Source organism: Bacillus luti, from assembly GCF_009739945.1.
GTDB lineage: Bacteria > Bacillota > Bacilli > Bacillales > Bacillaceae_G > Bacillus_A > Bacillus_A luti.
This window is the reverse complement of sequence record NZ_CP040336.1, coordinates 4,753,559-4,779,537: the sequence shown is the minus strand read 5'-3', so window position 1 is coordinate 4,779,537 and position 25,979 is coordinate 4,753,559. Positions and strand designations below refer to the sequence as shown.

Annotated in this window: 22 protein-coding genes and 1 riboswitch; of the genes, 16 read left to right on the top strand and 6 right to left on the bottom strand. The window is 36.9% G+C overall.

Features of this window, described 5'->3' with window-relative positions; translation table 11 throughout:
* Nucleotides 1–169: 169 nt before the first annotated feature.
* The 6 genes from EUC40_RS24080 (at nt 170) to EUC40_RS24055 (ending at nt 6,779) form a co-directional block, all read left to right on the top strand.
* Nucleotides 170–1,075 (top strand): diacylglycerol kinase, encoded by a 906-nt coding sequence (locus EUC40_RS24080; RefSeq protein ID WP_071710543.1) that lies wholly within the window; start codon nt 170–172, stop codon nt 1,073–1,075.
* 140 nt (nt 1,076–1,215) lie between these two features.
* Nucleotides 1,216–1,962 (top strand): HAD family hydrolase, encoded by a 747-nt coding sequence (locus EUC40_RS24075; protein ID WP_156576789.1) that lies wholly within the window; start codon nt 1,216–1,218, stop codon nt 1,960–1,962.
* 154 nt (nt 1,963–2,116) lie between these two features.
* Nucleotides 2,117–3,481, top strand: a complete 1,365-nt coding sequence (gene gabT, locus EUC40_RS24070; RefSeq protein WP_208814626.1) for a 4-aminobutyrate--2-oxoglutarate transaminase — start codon at nt 2,117–2,119, stop codon at nt 3,479–3,481.
* A gap of 115 nt (nt 3,482–3,596) precedes the next feature.
* Nucleotides 3,597–4,964: a sigma-54 interaction domain-containing protein gene (locus EUC40_RS24065; RefSeq protein ID WP_071710540.1), complete on the top strand. Its 1,368-nt coding sequence runs from the start codon at nt 3,597–3,599 to the stop codon at nt 4,962–4,964.
* Complete coding sequence (gene gabD, locus EUC40_RS24060) at nt 4,957–6,408, top strand: NADP-dependent succinate-semialdehyde dehydrogenase (RefSeq protein ID WP_156576787.1); 1,452 nt, start codon at nt 4,957–4,959, stop codon at nt 6,406–6,408. Before EUC40_RS24065 ends, gabD begins: the two co-directional genes overlap by 8 nt.
* A gap of 47 nt (nt 6,409–6,455) precedes the next feature.
* A complete protein-coding gene (locus EUC40_RS24055; RefSeq protein WP_000641002.1) occupies nt 6,456–6,779 on the top strand; it encodes a DMT family transporter in 324 nt (107 codons plus the stop codon).
* 40 nt (nt 6,780–6,819) lie between these two features.
* On the opposite strand, the gene EUC40_RS24050 is transcribed toward EUC40_RS24055, so the two are convergent.
* A complete protein-coding gene (locus tag EUC40_RS24050) occupies nt 6,820–8,049 on the bottom strand; it encodes an aminopeptidase (protein ID WP_000007358.1) in 1,230 nt (409 codons plus the stop codon).
* Between the two features lie 116 nt (nt 8,050–8,165).
* Complete coding sequence (locus EUC40_RS24045; RefSeq protein ID WP_156576786.1) at nt 8,166–9,248, bottom strand: polysaccharide deacetylase family protein; 1,083 nt, start codon at nt 9,246–9,248, stop codon at nt 8,166–8,168.
* Between the two features lie 535 nt (nt 9,249–9,783).
* Between EUC40_RS24045 and EUC40_RS24040 the strand changes: the two genes are divergently transcribed.
* A complete protein-coding gene (locus tag EUC40_RS24040) occupies nt 9,784–10,491 on the top strand; it encodes a hypothetical protein (protein ID WP_156576785.1) in 708 nt (235 codons plus the stop codon).
* Nucleotides 10,492–10,541: 50 nt separating this feature from the next.
* Here the strand turns inward: EUC40_RS24040 and EUC40_RS24035 are convergent, their stop codons facing one another.
* Nucleotides 10,542–11,738 (bottom strand): NupC/NupG family nucleoside CNT transporter, encoded by a 1,197-nt coding sequence (locus tag EUC40_RS24035; protein ID WP_001200500.1) that lies wholly within the window; start codon nt 11,736–11,738, stop codon nt 10,542–10,544.
* A gap of 202 nt (nt 11,739–11,940) precedes the next feature.
* A riboswitch (purine riboswitch) is annotated at nt 11,941–12,042 on the bottom strand.
* A gap of 121 nt (nt 12,043–12,163) precedes the next feature.
* Here EUC40_RS24035 and rlmD point away from each other — a divergent pair.
* From rlmD to EUC40_RS24010, 5 genes are all read left to right on the top strand, one after another.
* Nucleotides 12,164–13,540: a 23S rRNA (uracil(1939)-C(5))-methyltransferase RlmD gene (gene rlmD / locus EUC40_RS24030; protein ID WP_156576784.1), complete on the top strand. Its 1,377-nt coding sequence runs from the start codon at nt 12,164–12,166 to the stop codon at nt 13,538–13,540.
* A gap of 284 nt (nt 13,541–13,824) precedes the next feature.
* Nucleotides 13,825–14,814 carry a tRNA dihydrouridine synthase gene (locus EUC40_RS24025; RefSeq protein WP_000566679.1) on the top strand — a complete coding sequence of 330 codons (990 nt, stop codon included), beginning with the start codon at nt 13,825–13,827 and terminating at the stop codon, nt 14,812–14,814.
* Nucleotides 14,815–14,995: 181 nt separating this feature from the next.
* Nucleotides 14,996–17,014 (top strand): GAF domain-containing sensor histidine kinase, encoded by a 2,019-nt coding sequence (locus EUC40_RS24020; RefSeq protein ID WP_156576783.1) that lies wholly within the window; start codon nt 14,996–14,998, stop codon nt 17,012–17,014.
* Nucleotides 17,015–17,068: 54 nt separating this feature from the next.
* Nucleotides 17,069–17,587, top strand: a complete 519-nt coding sequence (locus EUC40_RS24015; protein ID WP_156576782.1) for a YehS family protein — start codon at nt 17,069–17,071, stop codon at nt 17,585–17,587.
* 94 nt (nt 17,588–17,681) lie between these two features.
* The gene (locus tag EUC40_RS24010) at nt 17,682–18,389 is read left to right on the top strand and encodes a M48 family metallopeptidase (RefSeq protein ID WP_071710533.1); all 708 of its coding nucleotides are present in this window, start codon (nt 17,682–17,684) and stop codon (nt 18,387–18,389) included.
* Nucleotides 18,390–18,451: 62 nt separating this feature from the next.
* On the opposite strand, the gene EUC40_RS24005 is transcribed toward EUC40_RS24010, so the two are convergent.
* Together EUC40_RS24005 and EUC40_RS24000 are read right to left on the bottom strand one after the other, a co-directional pair.
* On the bottom strand, nt 18,452–19,147 hold the full coding sequence (locus tag EUC40_RS24005; protein WP_156576781.1) for a GNAT family N-acetyltransferase: 696 nt from the start codon (nt 19,145–19,147) through the stop codon (nt 18,452–18,454).
* Nucleotides 19,148–19,161: 14 nt separating this feature from the next.
* A complete protein-coding gene (locus EUC40_RS24000) occupies nt 19,162–20,271 on the bottom strand; it encodes a mandelate racemase/muconate lactonizing enzyme family protein (protein WP_156576780.1) in 1,110 nt (369 codons plus the stop codon).
* Between the two features lie 93 nt (nt 20,272–20,364).
* Here EUC40_RS24000 and EUC40_RS23995 point away from each other — a divergent pair, with 93 nt between their 5' ends.
* Nucleotides 20,365–21,636, top strand: coding sequence for a transcriptional regulator (locus EUC40_RS23995; RefSeq protein ID WP_071710530.1), 1,272 nt, complete (start codon nt 20,365–20,367; stop codon nt 21,634–21,636).
* Here the strand turns inward: EUC40_RS23995 and nhaC are convergent.
* Nucleotides 21,625–23,046, bottom strand: coding sequence for a Na+/H+ antiporter NhaC (nhaC, locus tag EUC40_RS23990; RefSeq protein WP_156576779.1), 1,422 nt, complete (start codon nt 23,044–23,046; stop codon nt 21,625–21,627). The two genes, EUC40_RS23995 and nhaC, sit on opposite strands and share 12 nt — an antisense overlap.
* Nucleotides 23,047–23,323: 277 nt before the next feature.
* Here nhaC and EUC40_RS23985 point away from each other — a divergent pair, with 277 nt between their 5' ends.
* From EUC40_RS23985 to EUC40_RS23975, 3 genes are all read left to right on the top strand, one after another.
* Entirely contained in the window at nt 23,324–24,439 is a 1,116-nt protein-coding gene (locus EUC40_RS23985) for a M20 peptidase aminoacylase family protein (RefSeq protein ID WP_156576778.1), read from the top strand.
* Nucleotides 24,440–24,590: 151 nt separating this feature from the next.
* Complete coding sequence (locus EUC40_RS23980; RefSeq protein ID WP_071710528.1) at nt 24,591–25,199, top strand: SAM-dependent methyltransferase; 609 nt, start codon at nt 24,591–24,593, stop codon at nt 25,197–25,199.
* A 3-nt stretch (nt 25,200–25,202) separates the two neighbouring features.
* A complete protein-coding gene (locus EUC40_RS23975; protein WP_156576777.1) occupies nt 25,203–25,949 on the top strand; it encodes a hypothetical protein in 747 nt (248 codons plus the stop codon).
* Nucleotides 25,950–25,979 lie beyond the last annotated feature (30 nt).

Genomic DNA, 25,979 nt, shown 5'->3' with positions numbered 1-25,979 from the left:
CATCGAAATGAATATTTACTTTTGATGGGCTACACGAATCGGGTTCTTACTGCCTGTTTGAGAGGGATAAAAGTAGGATAGGAAGATGAGAGGAGGTAGGCATAGGAATACTGAAAGGAGTTTCGGTATGTTCTTTTTCAATGAATAAAGAAATTTCCTGTGCTAATAAATGATGAAGCGAGCAAGAATTATTTATAATCCTACTTCTGGGCGTGAGCTATTTAAGAAGAGCTTACCAGAAGTATTACAAAAATTAGAACAAGCTGGATATGAAGCATCTTGTCATGCGACAACGGGTCCTGGGGACGCGACTGTGGCAGCGAGGCAAGCTGCGGATCGTAAGTTTGATGTTGTTATCGCAGCTGGTGGCGACGGCACGTTAAATGAAGTAGTGAACGGTTTAGTGGGACATGAGCACCGTCCAAAGTTTGGAATTATTCCAGTTGGAACGACAAATGATTTTGCGCGTGCAATCGGTGTACCTCGTGTTATTGAAGAGGCTGCGGATATTATTTGTGAAGGAAAAACAGTTCCTTTAGATCTAGGTAGAGCAAATGATACATATTTCATTAATATTGCTGGTGGCGGTCGTATTACCGAATTAACATATGAAGTACCAAGTAAGTTAAAAACGGTATTAGGTCAGCTTGCTTACTATTTAAAAGGAATCGAAATGTTACCGTCATTACATCCGACATACGTTGAAATCGAGTATGATGGGAAGTTACTACAAGAAGAAATTACGATGTTTTTAATTACAAATACTCGTTCAGTTGGTGGATTTGAAAAGGTAGCACCATATGCATCTATTAACGATGGGTTATTTGATTTATTAGTACTGAAAAAGGGGTCTATCGCAGATCTAATTAAAGCAGCAACGCAAGCACAACGCGGTGAACATATTAATAATCCGAAAGTATTATATACACAAGCGAATCGAATTAAAGTCCATTCACCAGATAAACTAATGATTAATTTAGACGGTGAATATGGTGGGGATGCCCCAATGGAATTTGAAAATATGTACCATTGTCTCGAATTATTCGTTCCTGAACATCAAGAGGATGTCCTGTAAAGGCATCCTTTTTCTTTGTATAGAGGAATTGTAAATTGGAAGTTGGTTTGATTTTTATGGTATTTTTACAATTCGTTTATTTTATATCCATACTTTGTTGATACACTGGAGGAGATAAGAGACGAGAGGTAGGGTGTGCTATGGAGAAGGTAAAAGCAATACTATTTGATAAAGATGGGACATTAATGGATTTTCATTCAATTTGGATAAAAGTAGCTGAAGAACTTGTAGCGGACTGTATAAAATTATATCAACTCCCAGAGTCAATGCAGCAGGCTTTACTAAAGGAGATCGGTGTGGAGGGGACATTTGTCCATCCGAGTAGCGCATTAGCGGCTGGAACAAGCCTTGATGTAGCAAAGGGGCTTTGTAAGCATATTGCGTCTTCTAAGGAAGAGGAGATGCATGAGTGGGTAAGTGAAAAATTGTTTTCGCTTATGTATGAGCACCGCTCCTATATGAAAATGACAGCAGATTTACCGAGGATTTTACAAGGTTTAAAGGATAGAGGATTTATTTTAGGTGTTGTTACAGCTGATGATTTCGCACCGACAGAATTATTTTTAAAACAGTATCAATTAGAGTCCTTTTTTGATTATGTTGTAGCTTCAGATACATTTCCGGCACAAAAACCAGATAAAAGAATTGTAGAATCCTTTTGTGAAAAATTTCATTTAGAGACATGTGAAATAGCAATCGTTGGGGATACGCCGACGGATTTACATTTAGCTAAAAACGGTGGCGATTGCTACGGAATCGGAGTGCTATCTGGTACAGGGGATCGCCAAACATTAGAACCACTTGCGGATTTAGTAGTACAATCTGTTGAGGATTTGATTTCTCATGCAGGTGAGTTTATTTGGGAGCAAGAAAAGTCTAACGTGTAAGAAAAATAAGTCTATAAAGACTCTCTATGAGTCTTTATAGACTTATTTTTTATGCCTAGATACAAAGAATATAGGATGAATGCTAGAAAAGAAAGTTGGCATATATTTTGCAATAAAAAGAGAAAACAATGTAAAGAAAAGGATGGGGTATGCAATGAACACAAAACAATTTGCTAAAGTAAATGAACAAATTCCAGGACCAAAAGCAGCGTCTTTATTAGAACGCCGCCAAAATATAGTACCAAAAGGAGTAAGTAACGGCATCCCAACGTTTGTACAATCTGCAAATGGTGCTCTTGTAACAGATGTTGATGGCAATCAGTACATTGATTTCGCAGGAGCAATCGGAACAATTAACGTAGGACATTGTCATCCAGTCGTTAAAGAGGCGCTCCATAAACAAGTAGATCAATACATTCATACTGGATTTAATGTCATGATGTATGAGCCATATATTGAATTAGCAGAAAAACTTGCTGCGTTAGCACCAGGGAATTTTGATAAGCAAGTACTATTTTTAAATAGTGGTGCAGAAGCAGTTGAAAATGCGGTGAAAATCGCTCGTAAATACACGAAAAGACCTGGTATTATTGCGTTTTCAAAAGGCTTCCACGGACGTACATTAATGACAATGACGATGACAAGTAAAGTAAAACCATATAAATTTGGATTCGGTCCATTTGCTCCAGAAGTATATAAAGCGCCATTCCCATATGAATACCGTCGTCCAGAAGGATTAACGGAAGAGCAGTATGATGATTTTATCATTGAAGAGTTTAAGAACTTCTTCATATCAGAAGTAGCACCAGAAGCAATTGCAGCCGTTGTAATGGAACCTGTCCAAGGAGAAGGTGGGTTCATCGTGCCAAGTAAGAAATTTGTTCAAGAAGTACGAAGCATCTGTTCAGAGCATGGCATCTTATTTGTAGCAGATGAAATTCAAACAGGCTTTAGCCGTACAGGAAAATACTTTGCGATTGACCATTATGATGTCGTGCCAGATTTAATTACAGTGTCTAAATCGTTAGGTGCTGGTGTACCGATAAGTGGTGTCATTGGTCGTAAAGAAATTATGAATGAGTCTGCACCGGGAGAGCTTGGTGGAACGTATGCAGGAAGTCCACTGGGATGTGCGGCTGCATTAGCTGTACTTGATGTAATAGAAAAAGAGAAATTAAATGATAGAGCGATAGAATTAGGCAAAGTCGTCATGAACCGATTCCAAGAGATGAAAAATAAATATAATTGTATCGGTGATGTACGTGGGTTAGGAGCGATGTGTGCATTTGAACTCGTTCAAGATCGCAAAACGAAAGTACCAGATAAAGTATTAACAGCTAATTTATGTACAGAAGCAAATAAGCGCGGGTTACTTTTATTATCTGCTGGAACGTATGGAAATGTTATTCGTGTGTTAATGCCATTAGTTATTACAGATGAGCAACTTGAAGAAGGATTAACAATCATTGAAGAATCATTGCAAGTCTGTTATGAGAAAGCAAATACTGCACATGTTTAAAAGCTAAATAATAAATCGCAAACATTCTAGCTGACTCTATATAAAATGCAGAAAATTCACTTTATAATAAAGATAGTGAAGTGAATCGATGGATTGGAAGTTAGGGGTGGCTAGGATGGTTGCAGAAAAGGAACGAATGTTAATGGATTTACAAGATGTATTTGAATATGCGTTTGACGAAATTTTTGTAACTGACGAAAAGGGAATCGTTGTGCGTGTAAATAGTACATGTGAAAGGCACTATCAATTAGCTGCTAAAGAGTTAGTAGGTAAGCATGTGAAAGAATTGCAAAAGGATGAGATCTTTTATCCGTCAGCAACATTAGAAGTAATAGAAAAGAAGAGACCGATTGAACTTGTTCAAACGACAAAATCAGGAGAGTATTTGCACGTTCGTACAAGGCCCGTTTTTGATGATGAAGGAAATTTAAGAAGAGTGATTAGTTATTCTCGAGACCTTACTGAACTCTATCAATTACGTCAAAAGGTCGAGGAAATGGATAATCAATTAAAAACATATAAAAAAGAATTAAGAGAAACATATGAACATGAAGGACTTATTTTTAAAAGTATCGCTATGCAAAAAATAGTCGAGACAATCAAGAAAGTATCCGTGGTAGATAGTACAGTTCTCGTTTTAGGTGAGACAGGAGTAGGGAAGAGTCGATTAGTACGTCATTTACATGAAGTGAGTAACCGGAAGAATGAAAGTTTCTATGAAATTAACTGTGCGGCATTGCCAACGAATTTAATTGAATCAGAGCTTTTTGGATACTCAGGTGGATCTTTTACAGGTGCGAATCGTGAAGGGAAAAAGGGATTATTAGAGGTAGCGCATAGAGGAACTCTTTTCTTAGATGAAATTGGCGAAATGCCGCTTGAAATTCAAGCGAAGCTTTTGCAAGTGTTGCAAGAAAAAACGTTTCGCCCTATTGGCGGAAGAGAATTAAAAAAAGTGGATGTTAGAATTGTAGCGGCAACAAATCGAGATTTAAGTATGATGGTGAAACAAGGAACATTCCGGAAAGATTTATATTATCGTCTGAATGTCATTCCAATTTTAATTCCGCCACTCCGGGAAAGAACCGAAGACATTTTGCCACTCATTTATCATTATTTACAACACTTTAACGAGAAATATGGCCGGAATGTAAAATTAGCACCTAGCACATTGCAAATGTTTGTTGGTTACCCTTGGGAAGGAAATAATAGAGAAATTGAAAATGTGATTGAGCGAATTGTTATAACTGCTGACGATATCGTTACGATAGAAGATCTGCCAATAGCGATGCAAGAATCAACGGTTGAACAGTCCGGTCAAAGTCTCTATAAAATGTTAGAAGAAGTAGAACGGAATATTATTTTGAAAGCATATAAAACATATGGATCGAGTTATAAAGTAGCGGAGTTTTTAAAAATAAGTCAATCTGCTGCCACTAGGAAAATAAAGAAACTTATAGAGGAGGAAGAAAATATTGGATAAAAAAGCGACGTTCGTAAATGTAGAGAAAAAGGCGATGTATATAAATGGTGAGTGGATTACACTACAAGAGCAAATCGAAGTAAATAATCCAGCGACGAAGGAAATATTTGCAACTGTACCAAAGGGCGGCGTAACAGAGGCAAAGCAAGCTGTTGATGCTGCGCATGAGGCTTTTAAATCATGGTCAAAATTAACAGCAGCAGATCGAGCAGTGAAATTAAAAAAGTGGTTCACGCTTATTGATGAAAATAAAGAAGAAATCGCAGCGATTATGACGAAGGAGCAAGGAAAGCCATTTGCAGAAGCACTTGGTGAAGTGAATTATGCAAATAGCTTCGTTGAATGGTACGCAGAAGAAGGAAAGCGCGTATATGGTGAAATGATTCCTGCTTCTCATCCGAATAAACGTATTTTAGTTATGAAGCAACCAGTTGGCGTTATGGCAGCAATTACACCTTGGAACTTCCCAGCTGCTATGATTACGAGAAAGGTAGCCCCAGCGCTTGCAGCAGGCTGTACGGCAGTTGTGAAGCCTGCAAGTCAAACGCCGTTAACTGCATTGAAATTAGCTGAATTAGCTCATGAAGCAGACATTCCAAAAGGTGTAATAAATATTGTAACAGGTAGTGCGAAAGCAATTGCTGATACGTGGATGGAAGATGGACGCGTTCGAAAAGTGTCCTTTACAGGATCAACGGAAATCGGGAAAGAATTAATGGCTAGTGCTGCACAAACGATGAAAAAAGTTTCGCTTGAGTTAGGTGGTCATGCTCCATTTATCGTAATGAATGATGCAGATTTAGATAAAGCGGTAGAAGCGGTAATTGGTTCAAAATTCCGTAACGCAGGACAAACGTGTATATGTACAAACCGAGTATTCGTTCAAGAAGACGTATACGAAGTATTTGTAGAGAAGTTCCAAAAGGCAGTAGGGCAGCTGAAAGTAGGAGACGGCTTCGGTGATGGAACGACTGTAGGGCCGCTTATTGATGAGAATGCAGTTTCGAAAGTACAAGAACATATCGAAGATGCAGTTCAAAAAGGTGGAGAACTCTTATATGGAGGCCAACAGATTGTAGAATTAGATGGACATTTCATGCAACCGACTGTAATTGGGTTGGCAAATGATACGATGCTTTGTATGACTGAAGAAACATTTGGACCAGTCGCACCAGTTGCGAAATTTAAAACAGTTGAAGAAGTAATCGAAAGAGCAAATAATACACCATACGGCTTGGCTGCGTATATTTTCACGAAAGATATTAGTCAAGCATTCCAAATTAGTGAAGCGTTAGAATACGGTATTATCGGATTAAATGATGGACTTCCATCAGTTGCACAAGCACCGTTCGGTGGCTTTAAAGAGAGTGGCATTGGCCGTGAAGGAGGCCATTTCGGTATCGAGGAATATTTAGAAATTAAATATATTTCATTAGGACTATAAGTAGTATACTAGAATCTCTATAAGGTAACAGAGAAGGAGATTCTAGTATGATATATTGGCTATTATTACTTGTAACAATTATTTTTGAAGTAGCTGGAACGATTGCGATGAAACTATCAAATGGTTTAACAAAGCCCGTTCCAAGTGTACTTATTTTCGTATTTTATGGTATTTGTTTTAGTGTGTTCGCCATCGTTGTGAAAAAGATTCATTTAAGCATTGCTTATGCGATTTGGTCTGGTGTGGGAACATTGCTTATTACAATTATTAGTGTGTACTTTTTTAAAGAGCATATTAGCTTATTCCAAGCATTTTGTATTCTTTTTATTGTTTTGGGTGTCATTGGGCTTAAGGTTTCATCGGCATCATAAAAGGCTATCTTCCGGTGTGGAAGATAGCCTTTTATTTGTATTAAAACGCCCAGTTACCTTTACGGAAGATAGGCTCATGTCTGCCATCAGCAGTAATACCATCGATATCAAGTTCAGCTGATCCAATCATGAAATCTTCATGTGTAATACTAGCGTTTGCACCATTTTCAGCAAGTTCTTCTTTAGACATTGTTTTACCGCCATCTAAGTTAAATGCATAAGCATTTCCGATTGCAAGGTGGCAAGATGCGTTTTCATCAAATAGCGTATTGTAGAATAAAATATTTGTGTTTGAAATTGGTGAGTCATGAGGTACTAAAGCTACTTCTCCTAAGAAGTGAGAACCTTCATCTGTTTCTACTAAATGTTTTAAAGCTTCCTCACCAGCTTCAGCTTTATAGTCTACGATACGTCCATTTTCAAATGTTAACGTGAAGTTATCAATAATATTACCTGCAAATGCTAACGGTTTTGTGCTAGATACTTGACCGTTTACACCTGTTTTAAGTGGCATTGTAAATACTTCTTCAGTTGGAATGTTAGCCATAAATGGTACGTTCTTTTCATTTAAGCTACCTGCACCAGCCCATACATGTTTTTCTGGAAGTTCAATTGTTAAGTCTGTCCCAGGACCTGTATAGTGAAGAGCTGTATAGTGCTTTTCGTTTAAGTAATCAACTTTTGTATGTAGTGTTTCATCATGTTCTTTCCATGCTTCTACAGGGTTTTCTAAATCAGCGCGAGTAGCTTTGAAAATAGCATCCCATAGTTTTGCTTCTTGTTCTTCTGGTGCTACGTCAGGGAAAACTTTCGCAGCCCATTCTTTCGTAGGAACAGAAATGACACACCAGCTTACTTTATCTGCTTGTACGTAATCACGGTATACTTTCATTGCTTCACCAGCTACTTTATGAGCTGTCGCGATACGTGTTGGTTCTACACCTTTTAATAAATCAGGGTTTTCTGCATAAATAGACATAAATGCAGCACCTTCTTTTGCTAATTCTTCACGAGCATGTGCTTTCCAAGATGGAAATTCAGCGAATGCTTCCTCAGGAGCTAGATCGAACTTTAAGCGTGTTAACGTCTCATCATTCCAATCCACATATACGTGTTTTGCACCAGATTTATATGCTTTTTCTGTAACGAGGCGTACAAATTGTACAGCTTCAAGAGGTGCACTAATTGATAAAGTTTGTCCTGGTTGAATATTAACACCAACATTAACTGCAAGAGCAGCATATTTCTCTAACGTTTGTTCAAATGACATATGTATAATCTCCTTTAGTTTGAAAGATTTCTTACTTTATATAATACAAGAAAATTCTAAAAATATATATAAATATAAACTAAAAAGAGAGCTCAACATGCATTGAGCTCCCACACTTATTTAATGGAAGAGGCGAATTGCTCCACAGTAGTTGCATGGTGTATACGAACACGTTTCATCTTTAGCAATTCATCGGGTTCACCTTTTGTAATGAATTGTCCAGGCTTCGTTGTCGTTGCAAATTGATAATATTTCTTCGTTTCTGCGACGACTTTATCATCGACATGACCGAACGGATAAGCAATAGCGATAACTGGCTTACCTGTTACTTTTTCTAGCTTTTCTTTCGATCTTTTTAATTCTTCTTCATAGTTTGTAATTTTCGGTAAATCAGCATGCGTTGCTGTGTGAGATTGCACTGAGAAAATACCGGAATCAACCATTTCTTTTATTTCAGATGTAGAAAGAGAGCTTTCTGCATCAACGTTATCAACAATCATATATTCTGTTGCTGTTGGTTTAAACGTATCATCTTTTAGCTTTTGTAAAATGCGAAATGCATTCATATTATTTTTCATACCATCATCAAATGTAACGAAAATAGGTTTATTTACTTTATTTATATCGCCCCAATGTTCAAAAGTTAGTAATGTATAACCATTGTCCTTTAAATGCTTCATTTGGGCTTCAAAATTGGCTGGTGATACGAATAGGTCTTTAATGCCTTGACCATGATAATCATCAATTGCATGGTACATGAGAACAGGAACTTTTTGCTCGAAAGTAATAGTAGATTTTGTGAGTGGAATTGTTTTCCCATCTTCTTTTATTCCTGCTGCTTCAATTTGAAACTCACCGCGTTTTCCTTCAAACTCTTTTATATCAAAAGGAAGGGGAAATTGTTTTTCCTTTTCTTTAGAAGAAAAGGATTTAGCATGTTCCTTTCCATCAGCAGTGCGCCAAATTGTATATTGTACCTCGGTTAAAGAATCCTTAATGTCTGTAATATGAATACTTGTGTTTGTAGATTCGTGTGTAATTGGATTATAAGAAATTTTACCTTGTTCTTGCATAGTCTCTTCTTGCTTCTTAACTTCTTGAACCTTTTTCTCTTTTTTAGGTTCTTGACTTACATTGCTAGTATTACAGCCTGCTAGAATGGCAGATGTACATAAAGCAATTGCTGCGTATTTCCTCATAAAATCACCTTCTATTGTGTATTATGTTGCATATTTACATTAAAATCCCCACCGCTGTAAGAGTGGTGGGGATATACCCTTGTTCATCATATCATTTGAAGAAAATGAGGGGAATATGATTTTTAGGGGGATTAGGGTGATAGATTAGTGGCTTTGAATAGATGTATTCTTTCGTTTTTTATTCAAATTGATAATAATATAACCAACTACAAAGATAAGAGGAATAATGAAGACATAGATAGGCATTCCCCATACATAATAGCTTTTCATGCTCAAGACTAGTAAGTGTAAAAAATCGAAAAGGGCGTGAATTTTCATAAGGTCCTCCAACATACTTTTTTACAAATTATAACATTTTAATTTTTTATTTGTATATTTTGGTAAATGTTTTAAGCTAATTTTAAAGTAAAGGAAGGGCTTATTAATATGCAATTTTGCATATAGATGCTATTTTTATTAAAATATAAGGATTTTAGATTATAATAAGAACCGCTATAAATGTAAGTAAGAATGATGTACGGAATGGAGAACAGAAATGAAATATAAAAAAATAGTATATATCCTTCTCATATCGCTATTTGTAGTTGGTTGTCAAAGTGAAGTGAGTAAGGTGAATAGTGTGGAAGAGTATATTCCAGCACATCTTATGAACGCGGAAGTTACGGCGGATATTATGACGTTAGAGATGGATCCAGATACTCTTAAAAAAGTAGGGAATATTGGTCAAAGAATGAGAGAGCATCTAGCGAATAATATGGAATGGTATTTAAAATACGTAGAAGAGCATGCTGAGAAAAAAAGTCTTCCATATCATCTTAATTTTGGTGTTACAAAAGAAGAGTATGAGTTTGTACTAAATGCAATTGATCAAAGTAAATTGGTGAATACAAAGGATGGAAAGCTTAAATTTAAGAAAAAAAGTGATCATGAAGTAGAGATTTTTTCAAGTGAAAGTATAAAGCTTCTTAAATATATAGTTATTGATACGGAGAAGAATACAGTAAAAACATCTCTAGGAGAATGTGAATATTTTGGAGAAATACTGGCATCGCCAGAGCAGAAGTTAACTGGTCCTTGGCACGGAAAACAATGGATGTTAAAAAAAGATGACTTAATATATATGTTTTCTTTAGGGAAAATGGAAACAGGAAATAAATCAATTATTGATATTTCGGTGAAAGGTAAATATAAGGGAGAAATTATTAATAAGGAAGAGGCATTAGAGTTTTCCTCAGTTTCTTAAATGATAATAAAAAAATCACCTTGCTGTGTAAGCAAAGGTGATTTTCTTTGTTAAATAAACAATCCAGCGATTGTCGCAGATAAAATAGAAGCAAGTGTTGATGCAAATAGCATTTTCCAACCGAATTTAGATACGATACTTCCTTGTTTTTCAGAAAGAGCACGAATTGTACCAACGATCGCACCAATTTGGCTAATACTTGCGAAACTAATTAAGAATACTGTAACGATTCCAACTGTACGTGGAGATAATGTTGCAGCTGCACCTTTTAAATCAAGGATTGCTACAAACTCGTTTAATACAATTTTCGTACCCATAATACCACCAGCCGGGATAATATCTTGAGCTGGAATACCCATTAAGAATGCGAATGGAGCAAGTATATAACCGAAGATTTGTTGTAATGTAATAGCATGTCCCATTGCACCTGAAGCTGCGCTAATTACGTAGTTTACAACTTCCATCACACCGATGAAGGCAATCATTAACGCCGCAACGATACCAGCTACTTTTAAACCATCAAGCGCACCGTTAATCATTGCACCGATAAAGCTGTCTCCGAATAGAGTTCTATCAAATTTTTGAATTACTTCGTCTTCTTTTTTCGTATCAACTGGTGTTAATAACGAACAAACGATTAAGCTTGAGAATAAGTTTAGCGGAAGAGCTGCAAGTACGTATTTTGCATCTAACATCATTACGTATGATGCTGTAACAGAAGCAGAAACTGAGCTCATCGCAGAACAACAAATGATAAACATACGGTTTTTATTGAAATGTTGTAAATCATTTTTAATAACGATTAACGCTTCACTTGAACCGAAGAATACAGAGTTTACTGCGTGGAATGATTCGACGCGTGGTAAACCAGTAATTTTTGAAATGGCACCGCCGACAATGCGAACGATGAATGGTAAAACACCTAAATAACTAAAGATTGAAAGTAGTGCTGAGAAAAATACGATAATTAATAATACATTTAAGAAAAAGACAAAATCTCTTTGAATTCCATTAAAGAGAAAATCGACACCTGTCGTACCAAGTTTAATTAGTTTGTTGAAAACTTTACTAATGAAAATAATGATTTGTTGACCAATCTTTGTGCCAAACATAAACCAACCGATTAAAATTTGGAAACCAATCATAATAGCAATTGCACGGAAGTTGATTTTACTTTTGTTGTTTGACAAAGCAAAACATAAACCTAAAACGACAAGAATACCGATAATGCTCATTACATATTGCATGTAGTTGCCCCTTTCAGAAGTTCGTATAAAGTTTGTACATAAAACGCTTGTTATATTACTAAAAATAAAACGGAAAGGTTTTATGTCATACGTAAGATGTCTGACCTTTTAGAAAAATAAAAATAAAAAAAGACCCATATGGATTCACTTTCATCTATGAGAGAAAGCTAATCAATATGAGTCCTTTTTTGCACATAGGCTAATATTCATTAGTTTTCCCCATAGTCCAGCAATTTAAGGTTGCCGGGTAGAAACTCTCGATCCATATTATCAAGTATATATGAGGTAACATCGTCCGTATTAAATTAGTAGTAGCGTAACATTACTAGAGAACTATCGTCAATAGCTTTTTTTCTTCCAATAGAAATAGACCATATAAGTATGATAAAATGTAACGCAGTGTTATGAAAAAGAGAGGTCGGAAAATGAGTACAAAAATGACGCCACCAGTTGAAAAAAACGAGTTTATAGGTGTAGTATTTGAAGATTTAACACATGATGGTGCCGGTGTTGCGAAAGTAAAAGGTTATCCTATTTTCGTTAAAAACGGCTTACCAGGTGAAGAGGCTCAAATTAAAATTATTAAAGTGAAGAAAAACTTCGCATTTGGTCGTTTAATGAAGCTTCATACAGAAAGTCCATATCGTAAAGATGCAGAGTGCCCAGTATATAACCAGTGCGGCGGTTGTCAGCTTCAGCACTTAACATATGAAGGACAATTACAAGCGAAGGAAAAACAAGTACGTGACGTGATGCAGCGTATTGGCGGACTAGGCGATGTTCCTGTTCACCCTGTACTTGGCATGAAAAACCCGTGGGTATACCGTAATAAAGCACAAGTACCAATCGGAGAACGTGAAGGCGGACTTGTAGCAGGTTTCTATCGTCAAGGAACACATGACATCATTAATATGGAATCGTGTTTAATTCAGGCGGAAGAAAACGATACATTAATTCAAGAAGTAAAACGTATTTGTGAAAAGCACGGTATTTCGGCATATAACGAAGAGCGAAACAAAGGAACACTTCGCCACGTAATGGCTCGCTATGGACAAGTAACAGGGGAAATTATGCTTGTCTTCATTACGCGTACTGCAGAATTGCCAAACAAACAAGCGATTATTGAAGAAATCACAGCGAAATTCCCAGAAGTAAAATCGATTGTTCAAAACGTAAATCCGAAACGTACAAACGTAATCTTCGGAGACAAAACGACAGTATTGTACGGATCAGAATATATTTATGACTTTATCGGTGACATTAAATTTGCGATTTCAGCACGTTCATTCTATCAAGTAAACCCAGAACAAACGAAAGTGCTATACGATAAAACGTTAGAATACGCAAAATTAGACGGTAACGAAACAGTAATTGATGCATATTGCGGAATCGGATCAATCTCCTTATTCCTAGCGCAAAAAGCGAAAAAAGTGTACGGTGTTGAAATCGTTCCAGAAGCAATCGAAGACGCAAACCGAAACGCAGCACTAAACAATATGACAAACGCTGAGTTTGGAGTAGGAGAAGCAGAAGTAGTCATTCCAAAATGGTACAAAGAAGGCGTAATTGCTGACACAATGGTCGTAGATCCACCGCGTAAAGGTTGTGACGAAGCATTACTAAACACAATCATTGACATGAAGCCAAAACGCGTCGTATACGTATCATGCAACCCTGCGACATTAGCACGTGACTTAAAAGTATTAGAAGAAGGCGGATATAAAACGCAGGAAGTACAACCTGTTGATATGTTCCCGCATACGACTCATGTGGAGTGTGTGGCTTGGCTTAAGTTGGTATAATAAAAAAGCAGTTGATATAGAAAAAGTCTATACCACCTGCTTTTTGGTTTATCCCGCTTTAATGGGCAGTAAGACCCCCACCTCAAAATTCAGCGGAAGCAAAGAAGTTAGGTGGGGACCACTGATTAAAGTTTCACTTTATAAAAATACTATTCAGCAACGATTTTAGTTAAAATAACTATTGCTGATTTTTACAAATAATAAATGTCCAGTTGTTATTTGGCCATATATTTTAAAATTGAGAGTTTGAAATTGCATTCATAGTGAGAGGATTTGAATTTAAAATGATAGATAATTTTTGGCGTGATTTACCGCGACCATTTTTCGTACTTGCACCAATGGAAGATGTGACAGACGTTGTGTTCCGTCACGTAGTAAGTGAAGCAGGTCGACCAGATGTATTCTTCACAGAGTTTACAAACTCGGATAGCTATTGTCATCCAGAAGGTATGAAAAGTGTGCGTGGCCGTTTGATTTTTACAGAAGATGAACAGCCGATGGTGGCGCATATATGGGGAGACAATCCTGAATATTTCCGTCAAATGAGTATTGGCATGGCAGAGCTCGGATTTAAAGGAATCGATATTAATATGGGCTGCCCAGTACCGAATGTAGCGTCGAGAGGAAAAGGGAGTGGCCTTATTCTACGTCCAGACGTTGCAGCAGAACTTATTCAAGCAGCGAAAGCGGGCGGACTACCTGTCAGCGTAAAAACGCGACTTGGCTTTAAAGAGTTAAGTGAGTGGGAAGATTGGTTAACGCATATTTTCAAACAAGATATTGCAAACCTTTCTATTCATTTACGTACAAGAGAAGAAATGAGCCAAGTAGATGCGCATTGGGAACTAATTCCGGAAATCAAAAAATTACGTGACCGTATTGCACCAAATACGTTAATAACAATCAACGGAGACATCCCTGACCGCAAAACTGGGCTGGAACTTGCTGAAAAATACGGCATTGATGGCGTAATGATCGGACGAGGCATTTTCAAGAATCCATTTGCGTTTGAAAAAGAGCCAAGAGAGCATAGCAGTAAAGAACATCTAGACCTTTTAAGACTACAGCTTGATCTTCAAGATCAATATGCAGAAGTACTACCACGTTCAATCACAGGGCTTCATCGCTTTTTCAAAATTTATGTAAAAGGATTCCCTGGAGCTGCTGAACTAAGAAATCAATTGATGAGCACGAAATCAACAGATGAAGTGCGTGTATTGCTGGATAAGTTTGAGGCTAGTGTTGATAAGGCTGGCGATAGTGAAACGGTATAACTTTTGAAAGTTAGAGGGGATGCTTTATTAAGTTGAACCGTATCATAGGTAAGCGAGGTATTCTGTGTAAAACAAGGGGAAGAAAAGAATACAGGAGAAAATCTGAAATGACAGGTTGGTCTTGATTTTCACTGATATTATCATGTTTATTTTATTGTGCCTATAATTGGAGGCTATGTAAATGTTAAGTGATCAGACGAGATATTCTAGGCTCGCGAATATAACGAAAATAATAAATACAAAATTAGAACTACGTGAAGTATTGCAGCGTGTAACAGTAGCGATATCAGAGGAGATTGTTAAGTGCAACGCTGTTGGAATTTATTTACCACAGGAAGATGGAACGTTTAGAGGGTTTGCAGGAAAACCAGAGACTATAAATGGCGTAACGCTTGATACTCAGGTCATTGATCCTGAAATAGACTTACTGGCAAAAGAAGTTATTGAAACAAAAAAAACCATCTATATCCCTGACACCTCAAAGGACCATCGGCCGGATCCGAGACCGGTTGATGCGTTCAAAATTAAGTCCTTATTAGCTCTGCCTATTTCATTTGAGCAAGAGTTATTTGGTCTGGTTTTTCTATTTGATTATGGAACTCCAATGAACTTAACAGATTCAGAAATTCAAAGTGTTGAAGCTTATGTAAATATGGCTGCGGTCGCAATTCAAAACGCAAATAATTTAAAACAAAAAGAAAACCTTATTGCCGAGAAGCAGCTGTTACTAAATGTTACCCGTGATTTATCAATGTGTTCCTCGATACAGGAAAGTTTTGATAAATGTTTTTTTTACTTAGGACAGGTTTTAGAGAGCAAAAACATGGCTGCCCACCTTTTAGACCCGCTAGACAAAACAACGATTAAGACAACGAAGTTAAGCTCGGACTGTGATTGGACAGAAGCAGATTGGATGGAGAAAAGCTATGAAGCCAAAATCCAAGAGGTTATTCAAACAAAAAATATAGATAGTAAGGGTTTACTGATGATTCCATTAGTTTCAATGGGAGAAGTATTAGGGGCGATCGTCGTTGGCGAAGAGGGAAAAGCTCACAATTACGATAATTCACAAATTCAACTGGCAAAATCTATCGTTGATGCCACAGCTCCTACGTTTTCAAACTTGTTATATATGGATCAACTTGAAAGCATGGTGGCAGAACGAACGAGAGAACTAGCAAATGCTAATGAAAAAGTTACAAGTGTGATTGAAAGTATTACGGATGGACTCTTTACTTTGAATAATAAATGGGAATTTACGTACGTAAATAAGCATCAATATTTTCCGCAAAGAAAAACAGCAAAAGATGTATTAGGCAAGAATGTATGGGAGATTTTCCGGAGTAGCGTCGACACAGTTATGTATAAGGAATTTCATCGTGCAATGTCAGAGCGAACTACAGTGCACTTCGAAGTTCTTTCTACCTCTGATGAATATTGGCACGAAGTGATTGCCTACCCGTATGATGATGGTATTTGTTGTATTTTTAAAAATATAACGGAAAAAAAGCAATATGAGCAGGAATTGAAAAGGTTATCCAACATAGAGTTAATAGGGCAAATGGCAGCAGGTATCAGTCATGAGATTAGAAATCCAATGACAGCAGTACGGGGGTTTTTGCAATTATTAAAAGAAGAGAACACTTATGAGAAACATAATCAGTACTTTAAATTAATGATTGAAGAACTTGACCGTGCCAATTCTATTATTACTGAATTTCTATCAATGGGTAATACAAGGAAATCAGATTTGCAGATGTTAGATTTAAATGCAATTATTCACGACATTATCCCTTTAATAAAGGTTGATACGTATAATCAAAATAAATATATTCAAGTCGATACAAATGACATTCCGGAATTACTTTTAAATCGCAATGAGATACGGCAATTATTAATAAACTTATACCGTAATGGCTTAGAAGCGATGAGCGAAAGGAAAGTACTAGCCATTAGCACCTACAAGGAAGGTCAAAATTGCGTGGTGCTTGCAGTGCGAGATCAAGGAAAAGGTATTAAGCCTGAAGTATTAGAAAAACTGGGTACTCCATTTTACACGACCAAAGATAATGGAACTGGATTGGGGTTAGGCATATGTTATGCCATTGCTGCCCGTCATAATGCAAAAATAGAAATTCAAACAGGATCGGAAGGCACTACTTTTTTAGTTAAATTTAATTATGAAAATAATGAAAAATAACCTTATTTAAGTAAAGCCTAAGTAAACATAATCAACATTTCAGGAGGAAAAACAATGGCAATGAGCAATAACGATATATTAAAAAGAGTAAGGTACGCTTTAGATATAAAAGATATCGATATGGTGGAAATCTTTAAACTTGGCGGAATGGAAGTAACGAAAGAAGACGTAGTTGATATGCTTACAAAAATAAAGAGAGCGCCTCAGCATGAATCTGAAAATGACGATGTAATCGAAGATGAGTACGTACTAACATGCGATATGATGATGTTAGAGTCATTTTTAAACGGATTTATTACTTTAAAAAGAGGAAAGCAAGATCCAAAACCAGGACAATCTGCACCTGTACAAAGCAAAGAGAGTGCTAATAACCTTCTTCTAAAGAAAATGAAAATCGCACTATCTTTAACAAGTGAAGATGTACTTGATATATTAGATAGCGTAGGCGTTACGGTAACAAAAGGAGAGTTAGGCGCTCTATTAAGAAAAAAAGGTCATAAAAATTACAAAGAGTGCGGCGATAGATACGCAAGGAATTTCATTAAGGGATTAGGTGTAAAGTATAGAGGGTAATGAGTTCGTTAAAGCAGTAAATGATATAATAGGTAGAGTAGGACGTTTGTATCCTACTCTTTTTTATTTGTAAAATAATACGTTAGGTGATGAAATGGTACATACATATTTAGGTGAGACAATTAATTTTCATATAACTTATAAGAAGAAAAAGTCGGTGCGTCTTTTTGTAGATTCATACGGCAATGTGGAAGTTCAAGCTCCGAAGGGAACACCTGTTGAATACTTAGTCCAGTTGCTAGAGGAGAAATGGGATTGGATTCAGAAAACACGTAAGGAAATGCAAGAGCGAGCGCTTGGACCACAGGAAAAGGATTATGATCAAGGAGAGGGCTTTTTGTATTTAGGAAATACGTATCCGATACAAATTTCTCAGGATGCAAGTATTACGCAAGATAATGCAGTGTTTGAAGGAGAGAAGTTACATATTTATGTGAAAGAGCTTAAGGATGAGAAAATCCAGCAGGCTTTAAAACGATTTTACTATAAGCAGTGCAAGGCATTAGTAGAGAAGAGCATTAAAGCGCATCAAAGTAACTTCAAAACAAAACCGCGTTCTATTCGTATTACAGACAGTAGTCGTACGTGGGGTACTTGTGATTCAAATTTACAGTTAACATTCAATTGGAAGTTAGCGATGGCACCACAGCGAGTAATTGATTATGTAGTTGTTCATGAGATGTGCCATATGGTTCATTTAAATCATGATCGTTCTTTTTGGCGTCTTGTCGGGAAGATAATGCCTGATTATAAGGAAATGGAGAACTGGTTAGCGTTATCGAGTTGGAAGATGACGGTGTAATTATTATTTTAGGATGAAATAAAGTAGAACCCTAATAAATTAGGGTTCTCTTTGTACATAGATTATCGTCCGAACTTCACAATGAAAGTATCGTCTGTTTTCTCCATCTTATACCCACGATACCCCTCTGAAAGCAACGTCTGCTGTCCACTAGCATCACTCATCGGAATACTCTTAACATCGGACCAATCTCTTTCTATATCCTTACGCAATTCCTTCACAAAAACATACCGCATACTACCACTATACTTCTCTTTCAGTGCAGCAACCTCCATCCCTTGCGCAAACTTATCCTTCAAACTCGGAATGTTAAAAGGGGCTACGGTGCAGCAAACATAGTCGTACTTTCCATCTTCTTTTTGTAGTTCGTCCATGATGACTTCCGCTAATATTTTTTGCATACCATTTCCGCGGCAGTTCGGATGAACGTTTGAGATTTCTTGATAGATGACGCGGTGTAGTTCACCTTCTGATAGGCCAATATCAAGTCCTAAATGCTCGTCGTCGATAGGAGGGACGAGTAGGGCACGAAATGCGATGAGTTCGTTTTCGATAAAGGCACCGATCATCATGCCGTTTCCTTCTAGAATGTATTGAAATTCTTCTTGTGAGAGTGGTTGTAAACGACCTTTATCTTCTAGTGCTTCAACTACAACGTTTTGTAGTGATAAAATTTGTTCGATATGCTTACTTGATAGTAATGTAACGTGAAATGACTCGTTATTTTGTTTTAATGCACCTTCATATAGAACTGTCATGTATGAGTCCTCCTTTAGCGTACAACGTCTTGAAAGACGGTTAGTTCTTGCATGGTATCTTCATTTATTTCAATACCTAGTCCTGGCTTTTCGTTTAAACGAATGAATGGCACGTCGTAATGTAAGTTACCAATGTCTTTCGTGAATTTTAATGGCCCTGTTAGCTCAACGCTCGTAATGATTTTCTTTGAGAAAGCGACATGGAATCCTGCGGAAGAGGCAACGGATGATTCGACCATTGATCCCACTTGGCATTCAATGCCGGCCATTTCAGCTTGATGAGCAAGTTTTACGGCAGGATATATGCCGCCGCATTTCATTAGTTTTATATTCACTTTATCAGCTGCGTCTAATTTAATGATTTGGCGCATTTCACGAGAACCTTTTAACCCTTCATCAACCATAAGTGGAAGGTCTGTTTTAGAACGAATATGAGCCATTGCATCAATATCGTCGGCGATAACAGGTTGCTCAATCCAGTCAATGTTTAAATGTCCTAATGAACGAAGTGCCGTTAATGTGTTGGCGCTATTTTTCCAACCTTGGTTTACATCAACGCGAATCGCGATGTCATTTCCTACACGTTCACGCACCGCTTCAATTCGTTTTACATCTTCTTTTACATTTGTACCGACTTTCATTTTGAAAGATTGGTAACCTTTTTGAATCATAGAAGCAGCTTCTTCAGCCATATTTTCTGGAGCAGCGATGCTTAAGACGTGAGTAACGGGGAACTCATCATGGTAGCGCCCGCCAATTAATTGATATACAGGTTGATTTAATTTTTTGCCCATTATATCAAAACAAGCAATATCAATTGCAGCTTTCGCTGTTGGAACACCGTAAATTGTATTGTCCATCATATCGTGTATTTTTTCGATATTCATTGGATTTTGTCCGATAAGAGCAGGAGCTAGCGTATGTTTTAAAGTATGGAAAGTACTTTCCCATGATTCACCTGTAACGTGATCATCAGCGACGCCTTCACCGTAACCGATAATGCCTTCATCAGTTTCCATTTTGACGATAATAGAAGGCATATCAGAATAAGAACCATAACTAATAACAAACGGATCGCGAAGTGGTAAACGAATTGCGTAAAGATGAATAGCTGTAATTTTCATTGAATAAAGACCCCTTCCTGTTTACAATAGTTTTGTACATTTGATATAGTTGACGTTAAATAGTCGTTAATTAATGATAAGGAGTTAGAGAAAATGATAATAAAAATTGCAGTTGTCGGTTCAAAGGAGTTTATGGAGAATCTTTTACCTATTGCTCATAAATTAGAAGAAATAGAGATTGATCCATATATTTACCTTCATCCGGCTGAATCTTCTGAAATATTAAAGCGTTTAAAACCTTGTGATGTTATCTTTTTCTCGGGTGCCCTACCTTATTATATGGCAAAAGAAATAAGAGAACAATTACGAATTCCAAGTACGTACTTACAACAAGACGAGACAACGGTTGCATCTTCACTCCTTTCTATAATATATCATCAAAGCATTCAACCTCATAAAATTTCAATTGATTTAGTAGATCGTTCGTTTATTACAAATGTATTCCACGATATTGGTTTGAAAGAAAAGCCACAAGTGATGGATTATGAAAATATGTTGTGGAGTAAAGACGAAATAAATAGAGTCATCGATTTCCATGTAGCTAAGTATCAATCAGGAGATTCGGATCTAGCTTTAACTAGTATTCACGCTGTTTATGATGAGCTTCAAAAAATAGGTATCCCTTCAGAGCGTATGATAGATCCGACGCAATCCATTATACATGGGTTAAAAGATGCAAAAATAAAAGCCGAGTTAGCAAAAAGCCATTCAGCAACTGTTGGTGCTTGTATTATATCCTTTATGGAGATACAAGAAAGCTCGCTTGAACAATTAAATGTAGTTTCAAAAGAATTACGTGGTTCATTTAAACAAGTTGATGAAATGACATTTATTTTGTATACGACTCGTGGTGATATTGAATCGAGTATAAAAACAAATATGATAGATAACATATTTATGAGTATAGAAGGTAGGATAGCTATTGGGTTTGGTTACGGGAAAACTGTGAAAGAAGCGGAGCAAAATGCTAAAATCGCTCAAGATTTTGCGAAGAATAATCCAATAGATCATTGTTTTTATATACTAACTAGTGAGAAGGAACTATTTGGTCCATTTCCGAAAGAGCAGAGAGTACAAAGTTTGAAAAATGCTAACCCAGAATTAATGAAAATAGCGAAGGAAACGAAGCTTAGTCCAGCAAACTTGTCAAAAATTATTCAGTTTAGTCAATCACACCCATCATTGAAATTTACCGCAGCAGATCTTTCTGAGTACTTACAAGTGACGCGGCGATCAACAGAAAGGTTGTTAAAGAAATTAGTTGATTATGGGTATGCCCATATTTGCGGCGAGGAAATGCCCTATCAACAAGGGCGTCCTCGCGCAATATATGAACTGAATTTACCGCTATTTTTAAGCTTCTAGTTGAGCTTTTTGTTTCTTTATTAGTTCTGCTTTTTCAATGTCTGATAGTTTCGTAATTGTAAGACCAGTTATGCCGTAAATAATGGAGATAACAGGTACGATGAAATTCAATATAGCATAAGGAGCATATTCGAATGCGCCTACTCCAAGTGTTGCGAGTATAAATACACCGCACGTATTCCAAGGAACGAAAACAGAAGTTAATGTTCCGCCATCTTCTAATGCTCTGGATAAATTTTTAGAATGTAGTCCTTTTTCAGTGTATGCATTTGCGTACATTCTTGAAGGAACAACAATCGAAATATATTGTTCAGAGCAAGTAAGGTTCGTTGCAAAGCAAGATGCGATAGTAGAAGCGATAAGTCCCTTTGCTGATGTCGCTAATTTTAAAATTTGATTTACAATTGAGCGAAGAATTCCGGTATGTTCTAATACTCCGCCGAAAGTCATAGCGACAATTGTCATAGAAACTGTATTCATCATCGAATCTAAGCCACCGCGGTTAAATAGTTCGTCTACTAGCTTGTTTCCAGTGTCTATGACAAATCCAGCTTGGAGTGCACCGACAGAGGCTGAGACCGAACCACCTTGAATAAAGACTTGTGATAGAAATCCTAAAATAATACCTACGAGAATAGCTGGTATAGCTGGTACTTTTTTAGCGACCAATACCATAACGACTACGGGTATGATTAATAGGAAAGGTGAGATAACAAAGTTTTGTTGCAAGACTTGTAACGTTTGATCGATGCTTTTTGCATCAATATTATTCTCGCCGAAGCTTCTTCCTAAGAACGCATAGACGATAAGAGTAATAATTAAACCTGGGATTGTAGTAAATAACATATGACGAATATGCGCGAATAAATCTGTATTTGTTAATCCTGCGGCTAAGTTTGTTGTGTCTGAAAGCGGTGACATTTTATCGCCAAAATAAGAGCCTGAAATAATGGCACCAGCAACCATTGGAGCTGGGATTCCCATACTTAGGCCAATACCCATTCCAGCAACGCCGATTGTTCCCATTGTAGACCAGGAGCTACCGATTGCTAACGCAACGATAGAACAAATCACGGTAATTGAAACTAAAAATAGTGATGGAGTTAAAAGTTTTAAACCGTAATAAATCATTGTTGCGACGATTCCACCGCCAATCCAAGCACCAATCGTTAAACCTACAAGAATAATGATAACGATAGCGGGTAATGCAAGACGAATTCCTTTATACATTGCTTCTTCAAGATCGTTCCATTTGTAGCCATAGCGCCAAGCGACGATAGAAGCAACGGTTGTACCGATAATAAGTGGGACGTGAGGGCTTTGTTTTAATACAACAATTGTAACCATCATAACTGCAACTGTAATGATAATAGGGATTATTGCTACTCCAAAAGGTATTTCTTTTTTCATAAACTGCCTCCTCATTATGTATGTTTTGTATTTTTTAGAATTGTCGCAAAATAGACGTTATTAAATTATAATAACTAAAAATTGATGTAAGCGTCAATAAAAAACAGAAAATAACGAATGTTCTTTCTGTATAAATTGAGTGGAAATGAGTTATTAATAGTAACTGAAAATAAACAATTGACTTTTTTCTTAAAATTCAATATGTTCATAAAAACATCTGTTTTTCATAAGTATAATTAACCTGATTGCTTTGGAATTTGGGAAGGAGAATGTAGCTTTGAAAACATTAGAACTACAAGAGCGTTTAACGGAAATTTTTCAGCATTTACATGAAAACCCTGAAGTGAGTTGGAAAGAGTATGAAACGACAGCGTATATTACTAACTTTTTAAAAGAAGAAGGAATTTCATATAAAATATTTGATGATTGCCCAGGTGTAATCGCTGAGATTGGTACTGGGAATCCAGTTATCGCAATTCGTGCTGATATGGATGCACTTTGGCAAGAAGTGAATGGAGAATTTAAGGCGAATCATTCGTGTGGTCACGATGCTCATATGACAATTGTAATGGGGCTTATTTTACAATTAAAGAATATGAGATGGAAAAGCGGTACGGTTAGATTTATTTTTCAGCCGGCAGAGGAAAAAGGAAATGGCTCTTTAAAGATGGTAGAGAAAGGCGCTGTGGATGATGCTGATTTCTTATTTGGTGTTCATTTAAGGCCGATTGAAGAACTACCTTTGAAACAAGCTGCCCCATCTATTCGTCACGGAGCAGCAGGGTTTTTAGAGGGGACAATTCATGGGGAAGACGCACATGGAGCAAGACCTCACCAAGGTGTGAATGCGATTGATGTCATTTCTATGATTAATATCGGTTTGAAAAATATATGGTTACCACCGCAAAGTTCATATTCGGTGAAAATGACGAGGTGCCAAGCTGGTGGTGATAATCTAAATATCATTCCAGGTAACGGTCATTTCAGTTTAGATGTCAGAGCAGAGAGTAATGTGCTATTACAAGAATTAAAGAAAAAGATAGAGTGTATAATAGAATCTGCTGCATCGATGGGATCAAAAACTTCATACGAATGGATTGATCTTGCCCCAGGAGCAGAAGTATCAGAAGAAGCAGAGCGTTATATGCGCAAAGGTATTATCGAAGTGTATGGGGAAGAGAGATGTACAGGACCACTCTATACGACAGGAAGCGATGATTTCCATTACTACACAGTGAAGAGACCGCATTTAAAAGCAGTTATGCTTGGACTAGGGGCAAACTTACAACCTGGATTACACCATCCGTATATGAAGTTTGATCATAGTTGTATTATGGATGGGGTAGAAATATTGAAACAAACGGTATTGAAAGTGTTAGAGGACAGGGGCTAGAGAGCTCCTGTTTTTTGTTGTGAATTGTCGAAACGTCGATATATTGAAAAAATCACCTATATAATTTCACGTACCAATTAAGTCGATAAAAAATTGCTCTCTAGCTCATGGTGTATAATAATAAGTACCATTTCTTAATAGGAGAAAATCAATGAACGAACAATATTATGATGCAGTTTTAAATATAAAAACAGTCGGTGAGCAAAAAGGATTTAACAAGTCTATGCACTATCACCGATATGAACCGACGCCATATAGCGGATTAGATGAGTTATTGAATCAATATGAAATAAGAAGTAGCGACCGAATTGTAGACTTTGGATGCGGGAAAGGTAGATTAAACTTTTACATGCACCATAAGTGTGGTGCTTCAGCCGTTGGAATTGAAATGAATGAAGAGTTTTATAACGAAGCGATGGTTAATCGTGATCGGTATGCGCGAAAGGCACGAAACAGTAAAGATAAAATTGGGTTTGAATGCTGTTTAGCACAGGAATATGAAATTGATCCACGTGATAACCGATTTTATTTCTTTAATCCGTTTTCAGTACAAGTGTTTATGAACGTAGTAAATAACATTTTGCTTTCGGTAGAAGAAACGGGGAGAGAAGTGGATATTATTTTATACTACCCTTCTGAAGATTATATTTTCTTCTTGGAGAATCAGACTGCGTTTGAATTGAAGAAGGAAGTAAGGTTGCCAGGTGCTTATGAGAAGAATGGGAATGAGCGGTTTTTAGTTTATAGATTGGAGTGCTAATGTATGGGGGCTTGGGGAGTAGCGATATTATCAGAGGATATTGCCAAAGATATTCAGTTGATTTATAAGGATTTGTTAGGAAATGAATATTCAAATGAAGAAGCAAGTAGGATTGTAATTGAGGAATATCAGACTGAACTAGATGATGAAGAAATACTGGTTTTTTGGTTAGCATTTGCTTACATACAATGGAAGTTAGGAAGGCTTCAAGAGAATGTTAAACAGGAGGCATTGCAAATAATAGAGGGTGGTGAAGATTTAGCCCGGTGGAAGGCTGAACCTAAATTGCAGAGAAAACGTGAAGTAGTCTTAAATAAACTTAGGGAACAGTTGCACTCTCCGCAGCCACAAGCTAAAAAAGTACCGAAGAGATTTATAGCAAATACTTCTTTAAAAGCAGGTGATGCTGTTAGTTACCAATTAGTATCGGGGAAGTATATTATTCTGAAAGTCATTGAGATTATTGAACAGTGGTATGGGGATCGATATCCTCTATTTGAAATATGTGATTGGGAAGGGGAAGTGATTCCGTCAAAAGAACAAATTGACCAATTAGACTTAAAGAAAAGGATTTATGAAGATGGAGAGCAGGAAATAATTAAGCTTGCTATTTATCCTTCAGGAAAAAGAGATAACCCAGAAAAAAGAATACAATTAGTAGCAGAAGATGTAAATGTAGTATTAGATATAGAACCACCGTATGATTTAATATGCTGGAAGGAATTTGACGACCATTTGCATACAATGTAATAAAAAAGACGCGCTACCTATTGGTAGCGC